The organism is Prochlorococcus marinus CUG1417 (genome assembly GCF_017695975.1).
GTDB classification, from domain to species: domain Bacteria; phylum Cyanobacteriota; class Cyanobacteriia; order PCC-6307; family Cyanobiaceae; genus Prochlorococcus_A; species Prochlorococcus_A marinus_AG.
Window position 1 is genome coordinate 592,745 of sequence record NZ_JAAORN010000002.1, and the last position, 18,512, is coordinate 611,256.

Annotated in this window: 15 protein-coding genes; 9 read left to right on the plus strand and 6 right to left on the minus strand. The window is 31.0% G+C overall.

Annotation, left to right across the window (positions count from 1 at the left end; all coding sequences use genetic code 11):
• Window positions 1-4: 4 nt before the first annotated feature.
• Window positions 5-859, minus strand: a complete 855-nt coding sequence (gene purU / locus HA140_RS09285) for a formyltetrahydrofolate deformylase (RefSeq protein WP_209040803.1) — start codon at window positions 857-859, stop codon at window positions 5-7.
• Between the two features lie 47 nt (window positions 860-906).
• On the opposite strand from purU, the gene HA140_RS09290 reads away from it, so the two are divergent.
• Window positions 907-1,989, plus strand: a complete 1,083-nt coding sequence (locus tag HA140_RS09290) for an FAD-dependent oxidoreductase (protein ID WP_209040804.1) — start codon at window positions 907-909, stop codon at window positions 1,987-1,989.
• Here HA140_RS09290 and dnaK read toward each other — a convergent pair.
• Window positions 1,986-3,893, minus strand: a complete 1,908-nt coding sequence (dnaK, locus tag HA140_RS09295; protein ID WP_209040838.1) for a molecular chaperone DnaK — start codon at window positions 3,891-3,893, stop codon at window positions 1,986-1,988. The two genes, HA140_RS09290 and dnaK, sit on opposite strands and share 4 nt — an antisense overlap.
• 117 nt (window positions 3,894-4,010) lie before the next feature.
• Here dnaK and HA140_RS09300 point away from each other — a divergent pair, with 117 nt between their 5' ends.
• Both HA140_RS09300 and rpsF read left to right on the plus strand, forming a co-directional pair.
• On the plus strand, window positions 4,011-4,871 hold the full coding sequence (locus HA140_RS09300) for a shikimate dehydrogenase (protein ID WP_209040805.1): 861 nt from the start codon (window positions 4,011-4,013) through the stop codon (window positions 4,869-4,871).
• Window positions 4,872-4,973: 102 nt separating this feature from the next.
• A complete protein-coding gene (gene rpsF, locus HA140_RS09305; protein ID WP_209040806.1) occupies window positions 4,974-5,435 on the plus strand; it encodes a 30S ribosomal protein S6 in 462 nt (153 codons plus the stop codon).
• Window positions 5,436-5,438: 3 nt separating this feature from the next.
• Here the strand turns inward: rpsF and HA140_RS09310 are convergent, their stop codons facing one another.
• A complete protein-coding gene (locus HA140_RS09310; protein WP_209040807.1) occupies window positions 5,439-6,653 on the minus strand; it encodes an argininosuccinate synthase in 1,215 nt (404 codons plus the stop codon).
• A 284-nt stretch (window positions 6,654-6,937) separates the two neighbouring features.
• On the opposite strand from HA140_RS09310, the gene HA140_RS09315 reads away from it, so the two are divergent.
• From HA140_RS09315 to HA140_RS09325, 3 genes are read left to right on the plus strand one after another with little or no spacing between them, the layout of a single operon-like run.
• On the plus strand, window positions 6,938-7,216 hold the full coding sequence (locus HA140_RS09315) for a DUF3134 family protein (protein WP_209040808.1): 279 nt from the start codon (window positions 6,938-6,940) through the stop codon (window positions 7,214-7,216).
• Window positions 7,200-8,276: a phospho-N-acetylmuramoyl-pentapeptide-transferase gene (mraY, locus tag HA140_RS09320; RefSeq protein WP_209040809.1), complete on the plus strand. Its 1,077-nt coding sequence runs from the start codon at window positions 7,200-7,202 to the stop codon at window positions 8,274-8,276. Before HA140_RS09315 ends, mraY begins: the two co-directional genes overlap by 17 nt.
• Before the next feature lie 9 nt (window positions 8,277-8,285).
• Entirely contained in the window at window positions 8,286-8,531 is a 246-nt protein-coding gene (locus HA140_RS09325; RefSeq protein WP_025966012.1) for a hypothetical protein, read from the plus strand.
• Here the strand turns inward: HA140_RS09325 and HA140_RS09330 are convergent.
• The 3 genes from HA140_RS09330 to HA140_RS09340 form a co-directional block, all read right to left on the minus strand.
• Window positions 8,465-9,874, minus strand: coding sequence for a glycosyltransferase (locus tag HA140_RS09330; protein ID WP_209040810.1), 1,410 nt, complete (start codon window positions 9,872-9,874; stop codon window positions 8,465-8,467). The two genes, HA140_RS09325 and HA140_RS09330, sit on opposite strands and share 67 nt — an antisense overlap.
• Window positions 9,875-10,073: 199 nt before the next feature.
• Window positions 10,074-12,977 (minus strand): excinuclease ABC subunit UvrA, encoded by a 2,904-nt coding sequence (gene uvrA, locus HA140_RS09335; protein WP_209040811.1) that lies wholly within the window; start codon window positions 12,975-12,977, stop codon window positions 10,074-10,076.
• A gap of 53 nt (window positions 12,978-13,030) precedes the next feature.
• On the minus strand, window positions 13,031-14,710 hold the full coding sequence (locus HA140_RS09340) for an AAA family ATPase (protein WP_209040812.1): 1,680 nt from the start codon (window positions 14,708-14,710) through the stop codon (window positions 13,031-13,033).
• A 68-nt stretch (window positions 14,711-14,778) separates the two neighbouring features.
• Here HA140_RS09340 and HA140_RS09345 point away from each other — a divergent pair, with 68 nt between their 5' ends.
• The 3 genes from HA140_RS09345 to thrC are packed head-to-tail and all read left to right on the plus strand — an operon-like array spanning window position 14,779 to window position 18,318.
• Complete coding sequence (locus tag HA140_RS09345; protein ID WP_209040813.1) at window positions 14,779-16,635, plus strand: ABC1 kinase family protein; 1,857 nt, start codon at window positions 14,779-14,781, stop codon at window positions 16,633-16,635.
• A gap of 1 nt (window position 16,636) precedes the next feature.
• Window positions 16,637-17,209 carry an alpha/beta hydrolase gene (locus HA140_RS09350; protein WP_209040814.1) on the plus strand — a complete coding sequence of 191 codons (573 nt, stop codon included), beginning with the start codon at window positions 16,637-16,639 and terminating at the stop codon, window positions 17,207-17,209.
• Between the two features lie 5 nt (window positions 17,210-17,214).
• Window positions 17,215-18,318, plus strand: coding sequence for a threonine synthase (gene thrC, locus HA140_RS09355; RefSeq protein WP_209040815.1), 1,104 nt, complete (start codon window positions 17,215-17,217; stop codon window positions 18,316-18,318).
• Window positions 18,319-18,512 lie beyond the last annotated feature (194 nt).

Here is an 18,512-nt window from a genome sequence, read left to right on the forward strand (position 1 = left end):
ATCTTCAATCAAAAACTGCAGTTTTGCTGTTATAAACAAATACTTGATGATTTAGATGTAATCTAACTGCTCTTGCTAAAGCTATTCTTTCAATATCTCTTCCTTTTCTGATCAAATCATCAACTTCATCCCTATGACTTACATTAACTGTGCATTGCTCTATGATCGGACCTTCATCTAGATCTTCAGTAACATAGTGAGCAGTAGCACCGATTAATTTCACACCTCTCTTCCATGCTCGATGATATGGTTGCCCACCTTTAAAAGCAGGCAAGAAAGAATGATGAATATTTATTATTGAAGAAAACTTTTTTAAAAAAGACTCACTCAAAATTTGCATATATTTAGCCAATACAACAAGATCAATTTCATATAGTTTTAATAAATTTAAAAATTGATCTTCAACAATAGATTTATCAGTATTAAAGGTATCAATATAGACAAATTTTGCATTAAAGTCATTTGCAATATTTTTAAGATCAGAATGATTAGAAATTATTAACGGGACTTTCATGTTGAGTTCACCATTTCTTACTCGCCAAAGCAAATCAATCAAACAATGATTTTGTTTACTCACGAAAATAGCAACATTTGGAATTTCATCAGAATAATTTACGTTAAATTTTCCATTTACTTGATTTGCAATTTTCTGAAATTCTTTATAAATTTCATCTCTGTTAAAAATTGCATTTTTACTATTCCATTCAATTCGACTAAGAAACAAACCCGCATCTTGATCAGTATGATGATCAGAATGTTTTATGTTGCCACCGTAATTTGAAATCCAACTTGTGAGTAAACTCACAAGACCAGGACGATCGGGACAAACAATTTTGAATATAATTGAAGGATGTTCCAAAAATCTTTAACTACTAAGTCAAATAATAAAGTATATCTAATATATCAATGAAAAGCTTAAAAGAAAATTTTCAAGACGCACATATAGTTATTATTGGATCAGGAATTATTGGAAAATTTAACGCCTTAGAATTATCAGAATTAGGATTCCAGATAACAATAATAGATCCTAGTCAACTACAAAATAGCAGCAATGCAGCTTTAGGCTTGCTAATGGGGAATATGTATCAAAAAAGAAGGGGTAGAAGTTGGGATCTCAGGAAGCAAAGCATTGAATTATGGCCACAATGGATTACATTCTTGCAAAAATATAATTATGAATTAAATATTGAAAAACCATTGATACAACTAACTACTAATGAAGAAAAGTACAAAAAATTTGAAAAATTTATTTATGACACTAATGATCAAGACTTACGAATTTTAGAAAGAGACTCAATATTTATTAATAATATAAATAAAGCCTTCCAAACAAAAAATATAAAAGGAATTATTTCCTTCAAAGATGGAAGAATAAATGCTTTATTATTACTTCAAACATTAGATAAATATCTAAAACATAAAAAAGTAAATTATTTACAAGGAGAAATAATAAAAATAAGAAAATCAAACAATCAATGGATTTCTACAACAAGTAATAATGAAAACATCAAATCTGACATCGTTATTTTGTGTAATTCACTAAAAGCGATTGATTTAATAGATAACCTCTCTCACAACATCAAATTAAAACCTGTTTTAGGTCAAGCTATGGAAATTGAGATAAATGATGCAGAAGTTGATTTATTATCGCTGCCAAAACAATTCAATATAAATGGAAAAAATATAATTCCAAAATCAAAAAATAAGCTAATTATTGGATCAACTGACGAATATAGTACTAATCCAGGAAAAAATACATTCGAAAAACTCACAAATTTTCTCGATGAAAAACCAAATTGGCTGGTTAAAGGAAAAATTTCAAAAAAATGGTACGGAATAAGGTCAAAGCCAGATGGTGAACCTTCTCCAATAATGAAAAATCTTGAAGATGGACTAATTGTATGTACAGGTTTTTACAAAAATGGGATTTTACTAGCTCCGGTTTGTTCTAAATGGGTTGCTAATGAAATTAAAAATTACCTTTACTAATCTTTTGTTTCAGTAAAGTCTGCATCAATTACATCATCTCCGCCTTTTTCATTTGAATCACTCTGATCAGGACCGCCTGCTGCGCCAGGTGACGGTGGCTGATTGCCTGGTTGCTGATAAACAGATGAACCAACTGCATAAAGCTCTTGCTGAAGTTCTTCAAGAAGTTTTTTCATTGATTCATAATCTTCTTTTGATATTGCTTCTTTTAAAGCATTACTTTTTTCTTCAACTTTAGACTTTGCTGCAGCATCAATTTTGTCACCTAACTCACCAAGTTGCTTTTCTGTCTGATACACAAGTGTTTCAGCTTGATTTTTTAAATCGATTTTTTCTCTCTTTTCTTTATCTGCAGATGCATTTGATTCAGCATCCTTTACCATTTTTTCTACTTCATTATCAGACAGAGTTGAAGCACCAGTAATAGAAATACTTTGCTCTTTGCCACTTCCTTTATCTTTAGCGGTAACACTAAGAATACCATTTGCATCGATATCAAATGTAACTTCAATTTGCGGTACCCCCCTTGGTGCTGAAGGTATTCCATCCAATCTAAAGGTTCCTAAGCTTTTGTTATCAGAAGCCATTTCTCTCTCACCCTGTAAAACGTGTATTTCAACATTTGTTTGACCATCTACAGCAGTTGAATATGTTTCAGATTTTTTTGTAGGTACTGTAGTATTTCGATTTATCATTTTTGTCATTACTCCACCTAAAGTTTCTACACCTAAAGAAAGTGGAGTAACGTCGAGCAACAATATATCTTTAACCTCCCCTGCTAAAACTCCTCCCTGAATTGCAGCTCCTACAGCTACTACCTCATCAGGATTTACAGTTTGATTTGGTTCTTTACCAATTATTTTTTTAACTAGATCTAAAACAGCAGGAATTCTAGATGATCCTCCAACCATAACAACTTCATCAATTTCACTAGTAGAAATTTTTGCGTCACTTATAGCTCTCTCAACTGGGGTCTTACACCTATCAATTAAAGAAGCTGCTAATTCCTCAAACTTTGCTCTAGTAAGGTTCAGATCCAAATGTTTTGGTCCCTCGGGAGTCGCCGTAATAAAAGGTAAATTTATTTCACTTTGTGTAGCATTTGAGAGTTCTATTTTCGCTTTTTCAGCAGCTTCAGTCAATCTTTGCAAAGCTTGCTTATCTTGTCTAAGATCAATTCCCTCATTTGATTTAAAAGTATTAGCTAAGTGATCTACGATGCATCGATCAAAGTCATCACCACCTAAATGTGTATCTCCAGACGTGGACAAAACCTCGGTAACTCCATCACCAGCTTCAATAACTGAGACATCAAATGTACCTCCTCCTAAATCAAAAACAAGAATTTTTTCATTTTCTTTATCCAAACCATATGCTAAAGCCGCAGCAGTTGGTTCATTAACAATTCGGAGGACTTCTAAACCTGCAATCTTTCCAGCATCTTTCGTAGCCTGTCTTTGGGAATCGTTAAAATAAGCTGGAACTGTAATTACAGCTTGTGTAACTTTGTCACCAAGATATTTACCCGCATCATCTGCTAACTTTCTTAAAACTTGAGAACTGACCTCTTCTGGAGAAAACTGTTTATCCAAAATAGGGCATTTCAATTTAACACTAGAACCAGATTTTTCAACAGAATAACTAACTTCTTTAGATTCTTCATTAACTTCATCAACCCTTCTCCCAACAAAGCGTTTTGCAGAATAAAAAGTATTTTCAGGATTCATTACAGCTTGTCTTTTTGCTATTTGTCCAACAAGTTGATCTTGATTTTTAGTATATGCAACAACTGATGGAGTGGTTCTGAAACCCTCGGCATTTGCTATTACAGTAGGTTTACCACCTTCCATTACAGCGACACAACTATTAGTTGTTCCTAAATCAATTCCTACAACCTTACCCATGGGTAAATTCTCAATATTTGTTATTCTCCATGATCGGTCATCGTCGTCATTATTGTTACTCAAAGACGGGGTGTGGTTCCCGAACAGAACAGTATTTTTAAGAAAAAAATTCTAAACATGATTTCAAGTAAGACATCTTTCATAGCATTAATTGGTAATCCAATCAGCCATTCTTTATCGCCAATTATGCAAAATGCTGCCTTTCAATATTTAGGCTTAGATTTAATCTATATTGCCATACCCTGTAAAAATGAAGATTTAGAATTAGTTCTAAATACTTTTAAAAAGATTAATTGCAAAGGTTTAAACATTACAATTCCACACAAAGAAAAAGTATTTAACCTTTGTAGTGAAATCTCACCTATTGCTAACAAACTTAAAGCAATAAATACCCTGAAATTAAATTCTGAAAAAGAATGGAGCGCAACTAATACTGATGTAGAGGGATTTATTTATCCATTAAAAAATTTAAACTTAGCTAAGAAAAAATCAATAATTATTGGCTCAGGGGGTGCAGCAAGATCCGTTATTCAAGGTTTAATAGATTTAAATCTTTCAACAATTTCAGTAATATCGCGTAATAGATCATCACTAAATGAATTAATAAAAAACTTTGATAATCAAAATCAACTGCAGGGTTTATTAAATACTGATGATCAAGCCCAAATTTTAATTCGGGAAGCAGATTTGATTGTAAATACAACACCTGTAGGGATGAAAACAACTAGATCTGAAAATAATGAATTGCCATATGGCGAAGCTTTTTGGAGATCTCTTAACTCAAAAACAATTGTCTATGATTTAATCTACAATCCTGCCCTAACTCCTTTATTAAAATTTAGCGCCAAAAAAGGATGCATGACTATAAATGGTTTGGAAATGCTTGTTGCTCAAGGAATGAAATCAATAACATTTTGGACAGATGGTTTAGAAGTACCTTTTCATGTAATGAATGACGCACTAAAAAAATATCTTTAAAAAATGATCCTTTTTGTTAAGAAATTGCCTCTAATAATGTATGGTAAATAATGAACAGACGCTCATACATCAATTTATGAGCCAAAGACCTCGTCTGAAACCATGATCGATCAACAATCTTATTACGAAACCATGTATATCCTCCGCCCAGACATTGCGGAAGATGAAGTAACTAATCACATTGATAAATATAATAAGCTCTTAGAAGAATTTGGCGGTACCATTCTTGATAGCCAAATGAGAGGCAAGAGAAGATTAGCCTATCAAATAGCAAAACATAGAGAAGGAATTTACGTGCAATTAAGTCATCAAGGTGATGGGCAACATATTTTCAAAATTGAAAAGGCAATGAGACTAAGTGAAGATGTTATTAGATACATGACCGTTAAACAAGAAGGTCCTTTACCGACCCCAAGACCTTCGAATAAGAGTACATCTCAATCAGAGAATAAAGATAATCCAAATGACAAAGATGAATCTAAAGAAAAACAACCAGTAGCAAGTGCAGATAGTTCAACTTCGGAAAAAGATGATACTAAAACTAAAGAAAATACAGAATCTTAAATATTAATCTTTCGTTTTTGAATTTAACTCAGCCCAAATTTTATTAGACATACCCCACATATAAATAAAACCCTCTGCTAGAGAATGATTAAAGACATCATCTTTACTGTAAGTTGCCAAATCTTCCCTGTAAAGTGAATTATTTTCCGACATTCTCCCAATTACTATTGCGTTCCCCTTATGAAGTCTAATCTTTACTCTTCCATTAACTGAAGTTTGAGTCGATGATATAAATGCATCTAAACTTTCTTTAAGAGGTCCAAACCAAAAACCTTGATAAACTAGTTGACCCCATTTTTTTTCCACTATTCCTTTAAAATCGACAACATTTGGGCTTAATGTTATACTCTCTAATTCTTTATGAGCTTTGATTAAAAGTAAGAGGCCAGGTGTTTCGTAAATCTCTCTACTTTTAATTCCTACTACTCGATCTTCAATCATATCAATTCTTCCAAAACCGTGCTTACCAGCAAGATGATTAGTTTTTTGAATAATCTCTAATGGAGTTAAAAATTCATCATTAATTCCAACTGGAAACCCATTTTTAAAAACAATTTCTATATCTTGATAAGAATCAGGTGAATTATCAATTGATGATGTCATCGAAAATATATCTTCAGGTGCTTCTTGCATTGGGTCTTCTAATATGCCTGCTTCAATACTCCTGCCAAGTAAGTTAACGTCTATCGAATATGGTGATTTTTTTGATACCGGTGCAGGAATGCCAAATTTTTCTCCATACTCTATTGCCTCTTCTCTACTCATATTCCACTCTCTTGCAGGAGTAATTATTTTTAAATCAGGGCCTAAAGCATTTATTGCCAAATCAAACCGCACTTGATCATTCCCTTTACCTGTGCATCCATGAGCAACTGCATCGGCATTTATCTCTCGAGCAATATCAACGAGATTTTCAGCAATTAAAGGTCTCGCAAGGGCAGTAGATAAAGGATATTTATCTAAATATAATGCGTTTGCCCTTATGGCTGGGAAAGCATATTTCTCAACAAAACTATTAACTAAATTACCAACTATTGATTTAGATGCACCAGAATTTAAAGCTTTTTGCCTAATAAGTTCTAAATCCTCCCCTTGTCCAAGATCTGCCACAAAAGTAACCACTTCTGAAATTCCATATTCATTTTTTAAATATGGAATACAAACGCTCGTATCTACGCCGCCAGAATAAGCTAATACAACTTTTTTTACCTGCTGCATCTAAATTTGCTCCATAGATTTAAATTTTGACGTAATTAAGAATTTGAAAACTTTTTAAAAGCTAATATTATTGTAACTAAAAGAGCTGGACCAAAAACTAGTAATAATGGAAGAAAGTTATTAATTATTAAAACATTAGGATTTAAGTATCCAATAAGTTTAAATAATCCAGACAAGAACAAAGAAATTAGCCAGATAGAAAAGTATTTTAAATTTCCTTTATATAACAAAGTTTTTCGTGTGCACCATTATGTATTATCTTATATATAAAGAACATAATTTTAATGGATTCAAATAAATTAAAACTTAGATTGGACGATATTTCTGAAGTCAACCCTGCTTTAACTTGCTATCACAGAGATGATGCGGCTCCTGTTTTGCCATTAAGAGATGAACCTGATCTATTATCTTGGCTTGAAAATACAGGAAGACTTATTGCAGAAAAAGAAGGAGATTCACAAGAGATTAGTACGATAGAAGAAGAAGAACTATCAGCCCTAATGGGAGAAAAAGAAGATTATAAAACTGAAGAAGACCCTTCAGAAGATGATTGGGAAGATTAAAAAGTTTAATTTTAAATCTTTATTAATATTAATTACTTTTGCTTTAATAGTTACATCTTATTTTTTTAATAATTTTATTTTTATAGGATTTTATTCATTATTTTTTTTTATTTCTTTATTCGCCATAAATAATGGTCTAAAGATAATCAAAAAATTTAATTTACTTCAAAAAATTAGAACTGAAGGTCCAACTAATCACTTTAAAAAAAGTGATACCCCAACAATGGGCGGGATTTTTATGATAATCCCTTTTTTAATTCTTCTTTTGATAATAACTATAAATTTAGGCTCCATAAAATTATTAATTTTATTACTTACTATTTTTTCTTTTTTTATTATAGGATTTTTAGATGATTATTTAAGTATTAAAAACAATGAAAATACAGGATTAAAGTCAAAAGAGAAATTTATTTTACAAAGTATCATTTCAATAATTTTTATATTTTTAGCTTATCAAAAAGATTTAATAAATCCATTTATTGCAGTATCAAACTCTTGGGGAATAAACACTAGCATATTTATATTTCCCATCTCTTTTTTAGTCTTAGTAGGATTAAGTAATTCGGTAAATTTATCTGATGGACTAGATGGACTTGCAACTGGATGTAGTGCAATTGTCTTTTATGGATTAGGGACAGAAATATTAATAAAAGAACAGCAGGAACTTATTGTTTTTAGTCTCTTATGTTATTCAATGTCGGGAATTTGTTTAGGATTTCTCAAATACAATAGTTATCCTGCAAAAATATTTATGGGTGATACAGGATCTTTAAGTATTGGAGCAATTCTAGGTTCTATAGCATTATTAACTAATAGCATTTTTACTTTATCTATTTTCTCAGGAATATTCATTATTGAATCTTTATCAGTAATAATACAAGTAGGATTTTTTAAAATAACGAAAAAATTATTTAACAGAGGTAAACGAATATTTTTAATGGCTCCACTACACCACCATTTTGAACTTAAAGGAGTTAAGGAACAAAAAATAGTGGAAAATTTCTGGAAAATCAACATTTTACTCGTAATTTTAGGTATAGTTTTAAAAATTAATCTCTAAAAATTTGTTATGAGTTTTTTTACATGGAAAGATAATGGATTAACAAGCGATTGCTCTAGTCTTGATGCAATGGCATCAAGATTTGAAGAAACTGCTAACTTAATGAAAAAACTATCTAAGAAAGGTTTCAAACTAAAAAAAACTCATAATAATCAACTAATTCTTCACCCTGATCCTAAAGTATTTGATCAGTGGGGTTTTATTAGTGAAGAACTTCCTTTTAAACAACTTTGTTTAATATCAGATGAAGAATAAGAATTTGACCTTGAAAACTTTTCTGTAAGTATTGATAAATAATTGCGTACATGAGTATTCCAACTAAAGTGCCTATTGACACCCTCAATTCCATTTCTGCTCCATAATTTCCACTGATTACTATTAGAAATTCCTTTTTCAAGAATAACTTTCAACTCATTAATATCGGTAACATCTACTAAAAGTCCATTTTCACATTTTGAGCGGATTTCTTTTGGTCCTCCATCATTTGTTGATATTATTGGCAACCCACATGAAGAAGCTTCAAGAAGGGTCAAACCAAAGGGCTCTGTTAAAGCTGGATTTACAAATACACCCCCTCTGCTAGCAGCCCACCTATATAAAGCAGGTATCTGACTTGGAAGATGTTTTTTTGGATAAGCTACTTTTCCATACAAATTATATTTATCGATCTTTTCAAAAATATTATTGAAAACATCTCTTTGTTGAGGGTCAAGTTTTGAAGTACTATCTCGACAACCCAAAATCAAAATTAAATTTGTTTTACTTTTTAATTTTTCAGATCTTCCATATGCCTCAATCAAAGAAGGAATATTTTTTCTTCGAACGGCTCTAGAAATATTTAATAATGGGGGTTTACTAGAATCCTTTAAAAAAGGTTGCATCATATTATCAATTTCAGCTGTCTCCGTTGTCGAGTGAATATGGTGAAACTTATTATGATCAACACCAGGAGGAATTACTCTTGCTTTGTGAGGTGAAAAAGAAGAATATTGGGAATATTGATAAACTGATTCTTGTTTAGTACTTGTAACAACAATATCTGCCGACTTTAACGCTTTTTCTTCTGCTTCAATTCTCTTACTTATTGCATAAAGCTTTTCTATTTGATTAGTTTTTAACCCAGTATCAAGCAATTTTCTTTTTTTCTCTCGTCCTAAAGAATGGCCAGTAAAAATAAGTGGAACATTTAAGGACTGACTAAGTTTAACCCCTACATATCCAGCATCTGCATAATGTGCATGAATAAAATTAGGCTTTTTATTTTTTTGATAATAAGAGATAAGTCTTTCAGTTAAATGATCCAAATAAGGCCAAAGCAATTCCTTTCTTAAATATTTATTAGGTCCAAATTTAAATCTTAAAATTCTAACTCCGGGTTCTACAAATTCTTCTTCTTGAGAATATTCATAATCTACTTTAGGGTCGTTAATTAAACGAGTAACTAAATCTACTTGATCAACTTCTGAAGTATTAGCCAAACTTTTAACTAGCTCTAAAACATATTGTGTTTGTCCTCCTGTATCTGCATCCCTGCCTAATTCAAGATTTTTAGAGCGTATAAGACCATGTAAATGTAAATGTAAAAATTTAAACCTCATTAAGAAATCCTCCGATCAACAGCCCTTTAATACAAATAAGCTGAATTTCAAAAGGAAATATTAAGAAAGCATTATGATTTTAAATCTTTTTAATACAAAATTTTTTGAAAAAGCAGCTATAGACTCAAGTAATACCCCTTATAAGAGAGCTTTCTTTTTACTTAGATAATTAATAATAAAAAGAAATACAACAAGTTTTTTATTTAAGAACCTTTTTAAGATACTTAGCTGTATGGCTTGTGGGATGTTTAGCAACTTCCTCAGGAATACCTTCTGCAATAATTTCTCCACCTTTATCTCCTCCATCAGGTCCTAAATCAATAATCCAGTCAGAACATCTAATTACATCTAAGTTGTGTTCAATAACAATTACAGAATTCCCTTTATCTACCAAACGTTGTATTACATCCATTAATTTATGAACATCATAAAAACTCAACCCTGTAGTTGGTTCATCAATCAAATACAGAGTTTTTCCAGTTGCCCTTTTAGATAATTCTGTAGCCAACTTAACTCTTTGAGCCTCTCCCCCAGATAATGTAGGGGCTGGTTGGCCTAATTTGACATATCCTAATCCGACATCTACTAATGTAGATAACCTGTCAGAAGCTTGAGGTATTGCAGAAAAAGTTTGTGCAGCTTGTTCAACAGTCATTTCTAAAACATCTGATATATTAAAACCTTTATATTTAACTTGAAGAGTTTCCCGGTTAAAGCGAGCTCCTTTACATACTTCACATTGAACATACACATCAGGCAAAAAATTCATTTCGATAACATTAACTCCCTGGCCTTTACACGCTTCGCATCTTCCTCCTTTCACATTAAAACTAAACTGACCTGCCTGATAACCCCTTGCTTTAGCTTCAACTGTGGCGGTAAATATCTGCCTTATAGGATCAAAGGCACCTGTATAAGTAGCAGGGTTTGATCTTGGTGTTCTCCCTATTGGAGATTGATCAATAACGATAACTTTATCAATTGCCTTTATACCCTTTAACTCTTGTACGCCATGGGGAAAAGGAACTTTTAATCCCAGAGAATGACACAAGGCAGGATGAAGTAACTCATTTATTAAGGTACTTTTTCCACTACCACTAACACCAGTTACAGAAACCAGTCTTCCTAATGGAAATTCTACAGATATATTTTTTAAATTATTTTTTGAGCAACCATTTAAAATTAAACTTTTTTTAACAGAGGATCTACGTTCTTTTGGAGTAGGAATAGACTTCTTACCACTAAGATAAGCCCCAGTTAATGATCTTTCTGATTTCAAAACATCTTCATATGATCCCTTAGCAATAATTTCCCCACCATAAATACCTGCACCTGGACCAATATCTACTAAATAATCAGCAGATTTCATAGTATCTTCGTCATGTTCAACAACAACTAAAGTATTGCCAAGGTCTCTTAAGCTTTTTAATGTTTCTAATAATCTGTCATTGTCTCTCTGGTGTAAACCAATACTTGGTTCATCTAACACATATAAAACACCAGTAAGGCCAGCACCTATTTGTGTAGCTAATCTAATACGCTGAGCCTCTCCCCCGGACAAAGTCATGGCTGGTCTATCTAGAGTTAAATAATCTAAACCAACATTAATTAAAAACTTTAAACGTAAACGAATCTCTTTTAAAACCAATTCACCTATCTGCTTTTGTTTTTCTGATAAAGATATGTTTTCCTTCTTAGTCTTACCTAATCCCATGATGCGCTCTATGTGAGTTAAAGTTTCAGAAACGCTTATAGAAGTTAAGTCAGTAATATTATATGGGCCAAGTTTAACTGCCAAAGCCTCAGGTCTTAATCTTTTGCCAGAACACGTCTTGCAGGGAACTAATTCTAAGTACTTTTCTAATTTTTGTTTTACTGATTCTCCATTGGCTTCATTCAATTGCCTTTCTAATATTGGTAAAATCCCTTCAAAAGGTCTTTCAAAACCACTAGAAGTTTTAAAACGACTATCAGCTTGGATTAATATTGGTTTATCTGATCCCAAAAGAAGAACTTTTTTTTGCAAATCACTCAAATCTTTCCAAGGAGTTTTTAATTCAAAACCATAAGCTTGTCCTACAGAATATAGTAATGAGAAGTAATAAGTATTATCTTTTTCACTCCAAGGGGCTATGGCAGCATAAACAGGTAATGTTTGATCTGGTATAACTCTTTCAGCAGTAAATTTTTTTAAATAGCCAATACCATGACAGTCTGGACATGCTCCATAAGGGCTGTTAAAAGAAAAAAGTCTAGGAGAAAGTTCCTCAACAATAGAACCATGTATAGGACATGCATAATTTTCTGAGTAAAGTTTTTCTCTCTCTAAGTTAGAAGGAAGATTTTCTCCTTTTTTTGGAACAACTTCGACTATTGCTAACCCATCGCCTCTTTTTAGGCAAGTTTGTAGAGAATCATTTAATCTTTCTTGTATTCCTTCTCTTGCAATTAGTCTATCAACTACTACCTCAATATTATGAATTTGATTTTTATCTAGTTCAATACTATCAGCAAGTTCTCTTACCTCACCGTTGATTCTTACCCTAGCGAAGCCCTCAGCAGCAAGTCCACTAATTAATTTTGTATGAGTTCCTTTTTTCCCTCTTACTACAGGAGCCAACAATTGGTATCTTGTTCCTTCTGGTAATAAAATAATTTGATCAACCATTTCATCAATTGTTTGTGGCGCAATTGGAATCCCACAATGATGACAATGCGGTTCGCCAGCACGACCAAATAACAATCTTAAGTAATCTTGTATCTCTGTTACTGTTCCAACTGTTGATCGAGGATTATGACTTGTTGATTTTTGATCAATTGAAATAGCGGGTGATAAGCCCTCAATATTGTCTACATCAGGTTTATCTACTTGACCTAAAAATTGCCTTGCGTATGCTGAAAGACTTTCAACATATCTTCTTTGTCCTTCAGCAAAAATTGTATCAAAGGCTAAAGAACTTTTACCGCTTCCACTGACTCCTGTAAATACGATAAATTTATTCCTAGGTAGAGAAAGGTTAATATTTTTTAAATTATGCTGACGAGCTCCTCTAATAATAATTGAATTATCTTCCTCAAAATTACTATTAGTTTTTAAAACCATGTTTAAATCTATTTATGATTTAAAAAATATTATTATAGTAGATTTTTTCTATTTTATGCAGCAGCTTGATCAAGAAGTCTAGAGGCATATTCATTTACTTCAGAAGATCCTCCACCAATAAGTTCTATTAATTCATTTTTTCTTTGTTTTTTTGTAGTTAGTTTTAAAATTGAAGTATATGTTATTCCATCGATAACGTTTTTATTAACTTTAAAATGAGCTAATCCTCTAGCAGCTAAAAAAGGCTGATGTGTAATACATAAAACCTGTTGATCTCTAGAAATTTCTTTTATTAGCTCAACCAAAGAAAGTAAAGATTTACCACTTAAACCGTTATCAATTTCATCTAAAAAGAAAGTATTTGGTTTTTTAGAAATACTTGATTTAATAGCTAATAAGAATCTTGACATTTCTCCACCTGAAATAACATTTGACAATGGAGCAAGCTTCTGATCAGGATTAGCAGAAAACAAAAAATTTATATTGTCAATTCCATCGCCAGAAGGCTTACATTCTGAAAATTGAATTGAAAAATTTGCATTTTCTAATCCTAAATCCCGTAAAATAGAGATAACTGAATCTTGTAATTGTTTAGCAATTTTTTTTCTTTCAGTAGATTGAGTGATAAATAAAGAATTTAAATTACTTTGTAAGTTTTTAATTTGATTTTCTATATTACAAATTTCATTATCTTTATCGTTTTTTAGAAAATATGTCCTTAATTGATTTCGCTTTTTAATTAATTGAGTTAAGTCAAGTGAAAAAGTTCTTTCCAAATTTTTTAAAAAAAATAATCTTTTTTGTATTTCTGAAAGGTTAGAGTCATCTTTATCTATGTCTTGAATATATGAGTTTAATGCGAAAATTAACTCTTCTACATAAGTTTGGATATCTAATAAATTTTCTCTAAACTTTTGAATTTTTAAATCAAAGTCTGCTGTTTTATTAAAATTTTTTATTGATTGATTTATCAAAGAGGCTACTGATGGTTCATCATGGCTGCAATTATTTAAGTTATATAAAGATGATTGAATTGAATTATTTATTTCAAGATTATTTATAAGTTTATTTTCTAATAACTCTAATTCTAAAATTTCCTTACTTGATTCTAAATTAGCTTCCTCTAAAGTTTGCAATATTTGTTTAGTTATTAAGTTATTTTCTTCTTGCTTCTTAGAGGATTCTATTTTTTCATTCATTAATCCTTTTAAAACCTGACTTTCCTCCCATATATTTTTAATCTTTGCACTTATATCCCTTAATTCTTGCGAACATAAATCATCAATAATTAATCTTCTCTTTTCTTGAGAATCAAATATAGAAGTATCTGATTGACCTGCGAAATCTATTAGTAATTGTCCAAGTTCTTCTAATAATTTTTTATTAATTAATAAATTATTAAGGCTATATTTAGATAAAACTTTATTGTTTTTTCTATAGGATATTCTTTTGATATTTAAGATTGAAGAGCTAGTTTTTAAACCATTACTAATAAGCCAGTTATTGATTTGACAAGAGGAAGAGAATCTTGCCTCAATAACACAATGATCTTTTCCTGGACGTATTAAGTGTTTTAAAGGTATATTAGTTCCACCAAATAATACATTTAAGGAATCTAAGATTAGTGATTTTCCTGAACCAGAATCTCCAGTAATGATATTCAAACCTTTTTCGAAATTAATTTCTATAATCTCTATTAAGGCTATGTTTTCTATCTTTAATTGTATTAGCATGATAAATCTTCCATATAAAAAAATTAACTTCTTTTCTAAAAAAATAAAGGTTTTAAATATATAAAGTTATGAAAGAAGACTTTACTGACTTTATTGAAGTATCTGGACTGTTGGATTATGATCCAGAAAGAATATCAAAAATTTATAAAAAGAACCCAAAAAGACTTTTAAAAAGACTTTGGCAAACGCTCATACCTATTTTTACTTATTTATTATCTGTTGGGTGGGATAAACTAACTGGTAGATTAAAAAATAAAGAAAACGCAAGATTTAGAGCAAAAGAATTAACAAATTTACTAGTAGAACTTGGACCAGCATTTGTTAAAGCAGGTCAAGCTTTATCAACAAGACCAGATATCATTCCAGGGATTCTTCTTGAAGAATTATCTGAATTACAAGATCAACTTCCAGGGTTTAACGGAGATAAAGCTATGGAATTAATAGAAGAAGACTTAGGATCCAAGGTAGATGAAATTTTTTTAGAAATTGATAAAGAGCCAATTTCTGCAGCTTCTTTAGGACAAGTGCACAAAGCTAAACTCAAGAATGAGGAAGTTGTGGCAGTTAAAGTCCAACGTCCAGGTTTAAGAGAACAAATAACTTTAGATCTTTATATTGTAAGAAATATTGCTTATTGGCTAAAAAACAATATTGGACTAATAAGGAGCGATCTCGTGGCATTAATTGATGAATTAGGTAAAAGAGTTTTTGAAGAGATGGATTATTTAAATGAAGCTGATAATGCAGAAAAATTCAGAAATATGCACAAACATAACCAAATGATTGCCGTACCAAAAATTTATAAAGAAATAACTTCAAGAAGAGTTTTAACTATGGAATGGATTGATGGTACAAAATTAACCAATCTAGAAGATGTAAAGAAATTAGGGATTGATCCTGACAAAATGATTGATATAGGAGTGCAGTGCAGTTTAGAACAACTTTTAGAACATGGTTTTTTTCATGCCGACCCTCATCCAGGAAATTTATTAGCTCTTAAAGATGGAAGACTATGTTATCTAGATTTTGGAATGATGAGTGAGGTTTCTAGGGATTCAAGGTCTGGCCTAATACAAGCAGTTGTACATTTGGTAAATAAAAACTTCGATAAACTTTCTCAAGATTTCGTAAAATTAGGGTTTTTATCAGAAGAAGTTAACCTAGAACCCATAGTTCCAGCATTTCAAGATGTTTTTATTGACGCGGTTGAACAAGGTGTTTCAAAAATGGATTTTAAAAGCGTTACAGACGACATGTCAGGTGTGATGTATAAATTCCCTTTCAGATTACCTCCGTATTACGCTCTTATAATTAGGTCTCTACTTACATTAGAAGGAATTGCTTTAAGCGTAGACCCAAACTTTAAAATATTAGGTGCAGCTTATCCATATTTTGCTAGAAGGTTGATGGAAGATCCTGATCCACAATTAAGAGAAAGCCTGAAAGAAATGCTTTTTGATAACAAAAAATTTAAATGGGACCGCTTAGAAGATCTACTTTCTAATGCTGCAAAACAAACGAATCTCGATTTGGAAAAACTTTTAGACGAAGTCATAAATCTTCTCTTTTCTCCAAAAGGCGGATTTCTTAGAGATGAAATAATTGAAGGATTAACTAATCAAATAGATTTATTTAATCTAAAATTAATAAAAAATTTAAATAACTACCTTCCTAGTTCTATCAAATTAAATACCACTAATGAAACCAACAATTTAAATGATCTTCTAACTTATATAAAACCATTAAGAAACTTTTCAGAAATTCTACAAAAAGTTCCTGGCTATTCAATTGATATTTTTCTTAAAAGAATACCTCGACTTATAAATGAGCCATATACAAAAGAAATGGGTATAAAAATTGCAAAAAAAGTTACTGAAAAAGGTGTAGTTAGACTTGTAAAAATTGCAGCTGGTTCAAATATCTAAAATGAAATTTGGTAAATTTTTAATTATAAAAACACTTTTTATTTTAATAAGTTCTCAATTACTTTTTAATGTTTCAAAAGCTAACTCTGCTGAAAAAATTAAAATCGTTTATGGCATATTTTCTAGAACAATTGAAGTAAATTCATTAAAAAAGTTCGCTGAAAAAGGAGATTCAACTAAAAAACTAAAAAGAATTTTAAATGCAACTGGATCTTCCGATAAAGAAATTAGATCAGTATTAAACAAAGATTTTGAAATACCTATTACCGTTGCAAGCAAATTAGTATATTCACAAATAGGCAATGTTTTTTTAACAAGACTTTCATCTATTATTCATCCCCCCAGAGCAGATGATGAAAGAACAGGTTTGTTGGCACTTAGGGCTAGTATAATCCAAGGTATTTATATAGGAAATGGGAAAATAGATCTAATAAAGTTTTTTAAAGGATATCCAACCAAAACTGTTATTTTAGACGTAAGTGCTTTAAGCAAAGTTATGAATAAAGTAGAATCAATCTCAGAGCTATTAGACTTTTTTACAAATTCCCCCCTAGAAAAAATTAAAACAAATTAAAAATTATGATGTTATTGAATAAAATCAAAAACAAACTACACATTAATTATAGAAAAAAAAGATGGCCAGGATTAATTGATGCTTACAAACAATATCTTCCAGTTACAAAGGATACTCCTATTATTTCCCTTAACGAAGGGAATACTCCATTAATTTTTAGTGACTCAATAAGTAAATTAGTTGGAAATGGAACAAAGATTTTTCTAAAATACGACGGTCTTAATCCCACAGGCTCTTTTAAAGATCGTGGAATGACTATGGCAATTAGCAAAGCAAAAGAAGAAGGCTGTGAAGCTGTAATTTGTGCCAGCACCGGAAATACTTCTGCTGCTGCTGCTGCATATGCTTCTAGAGGAGGATTGAAACCTTATGTTTTAATCCCAGAAGGATTTGTTGCGCAAGGAAAACTTGCACAAGCTTTAATGTATGGAGCTGAGATAATCTCTATTGATGGAAACTTTGATAAAGCTCTTGAAATTGTACGAGATCTATCTTCTAAATATCCAATAGAACTTGTTAATTCTGTTAATCCATATCGCATAGAAGGCCAAAAAACGGCAGCTTTTGAGATTATTGATGACTTAGGTATTGCACCTGATTGGCTTTGTATTCCAATGGGTAATGCAGGAAACATAACTGCTTATTGGATGGGTTTTAATGAATATTCAAAAATTAAAAGAAATTTAAAATTACCAATAATGATGGGTTTTCAATCCGAAGGCTCTGCTCCGTTAGTGAAAAATATAATAGTTAAAGACCCTGAAACAATTGCTACAGCAATAAGAATTGGAAATCCTGTTAATAGAGAAAAAGCAAAAAAAGTTAAAAAAGAAAGTAAAGGAGACTTTCAGTCAGTTACAGATGAAGAAATAATCAATGCTTACAAAATTCTTGCCAAAGAAGGAGTTTTTTGTGAGCCTGCTAGTGCAGCATCAGTTGCAGGACTTATTAAAAATAAAAATAGAATACAAAAAGAATCGACTATTGTTTGTGTTCTTACCGGAAATGGATTAAAAGACCCTGATTGCGCCATTAAAAATAATGATGCTATTTTTAGAAAAAATATTGATCCTTCGTTAAAAAATATAACCAAAATCTTAGGATATTAAAGTCCAAAAAAATTAGTGTCTGTGGAAATCAATTAAAAACAAACAATATTTGTTGAAAAAAAGGTATAAATTTAATTTAATTGTTGAATAAATTTTTATTTTCCGAATTAATAACAAATTGTTCAACAAATAAAAAATCTTTTCCACTTGTTTAAATCTTCTTAATCAAAGTAATCTAGGTTGTAAAATTGATA

Coding starts and splice junctions, on each gene's coding strand:
- thrC (WP_209040815.1), top strand. CDS start 17,215: ATGATGTTATTGAATAAAATCAAAAACAAACTACACATTAATTATAGA.
- HA140_RS09340 (WP_209040812.1), bottom strand. CDS start 14,710: ATGCTAATACAATTAAAGATAGAAAACATAGCCTTAATAGAGATTATA.
- HA140_RS09330 (WP_209040810.1), bottom strand. CDS start 9,874: ATGAGGTTTAAATTTTTACATTTACATTTACATGGTCTTATACGCTCT.
- uvrA (WP_209040811.1), bottom strand. CDS start 12,977: ATGGTTTTAAAAACTAATAGTAATTTTGAGGAAGATAATTCAATTATT.
- HA140_RS09325 (WP_025966012.1), top strand. CDS start 8,286: ATGAGTTTTTTTACATGGAAAGATAATGGATTAACAAGCGATTGCTCT.
- HA140_RS09300 (WP_209040805.1), top strand. CDS start 4,011: ATGATTTCAAGTAAGACATCTTTCATAGCATTAATTGGTAATCCAATC.
- HA140_RS09310 (WP_209040807.1), bottom strand. CDS start 6,653: ATGCAGCAGGTAAAAAAAGTTGTATTAGCTTATTCTGGCGGCGTAGAT.
- HA140_RS09315 (WP_209040808.1), top strand. CDS start 6,938: ATGGATTCAAATAAATTAAAACTTAGATTGGACGATATTTCTGAAGTC.
- rpsF (WP_209040806.1), top strand. CDS start 4,974: ATGATCGATCAACAATCTTATTACGAAACCATGTATATCCTCCGCCCA.
- HA140_RS09345 (WP_209040813.1), top strand. CDS start 14,779: ATGAAAGAAGACTTTACTGACTTTATTGAAGTATCTGGACTGTTGGAT.
- HA140_RS09350 (WP_209040814.1), top strand. CDS start 16,637: ATGAAATTTGGTAAATTTTTAATTATAAAAACACTTTTTATTTTAATA.
- HA140_RS09290 (WP_209040804.1), top strand. CDS start 907: ATGAAAAGCTTAAAAGAAAATTTTCAAGACGCACATATAGTTATTATT.
- dnaK (WP_209040838.1), bottom strand. CDS start 3,893: ATGGGTAAGGTTGTAGGAATTGATTTAGGAACAACTAATAGTTGTGTC.
- mraY (WP_209040809.1), top strand. CDS start 7,200: ATGATTGGGAAGATTAAAAAGTTTAATTTTAAATCTTTATTAATATTA.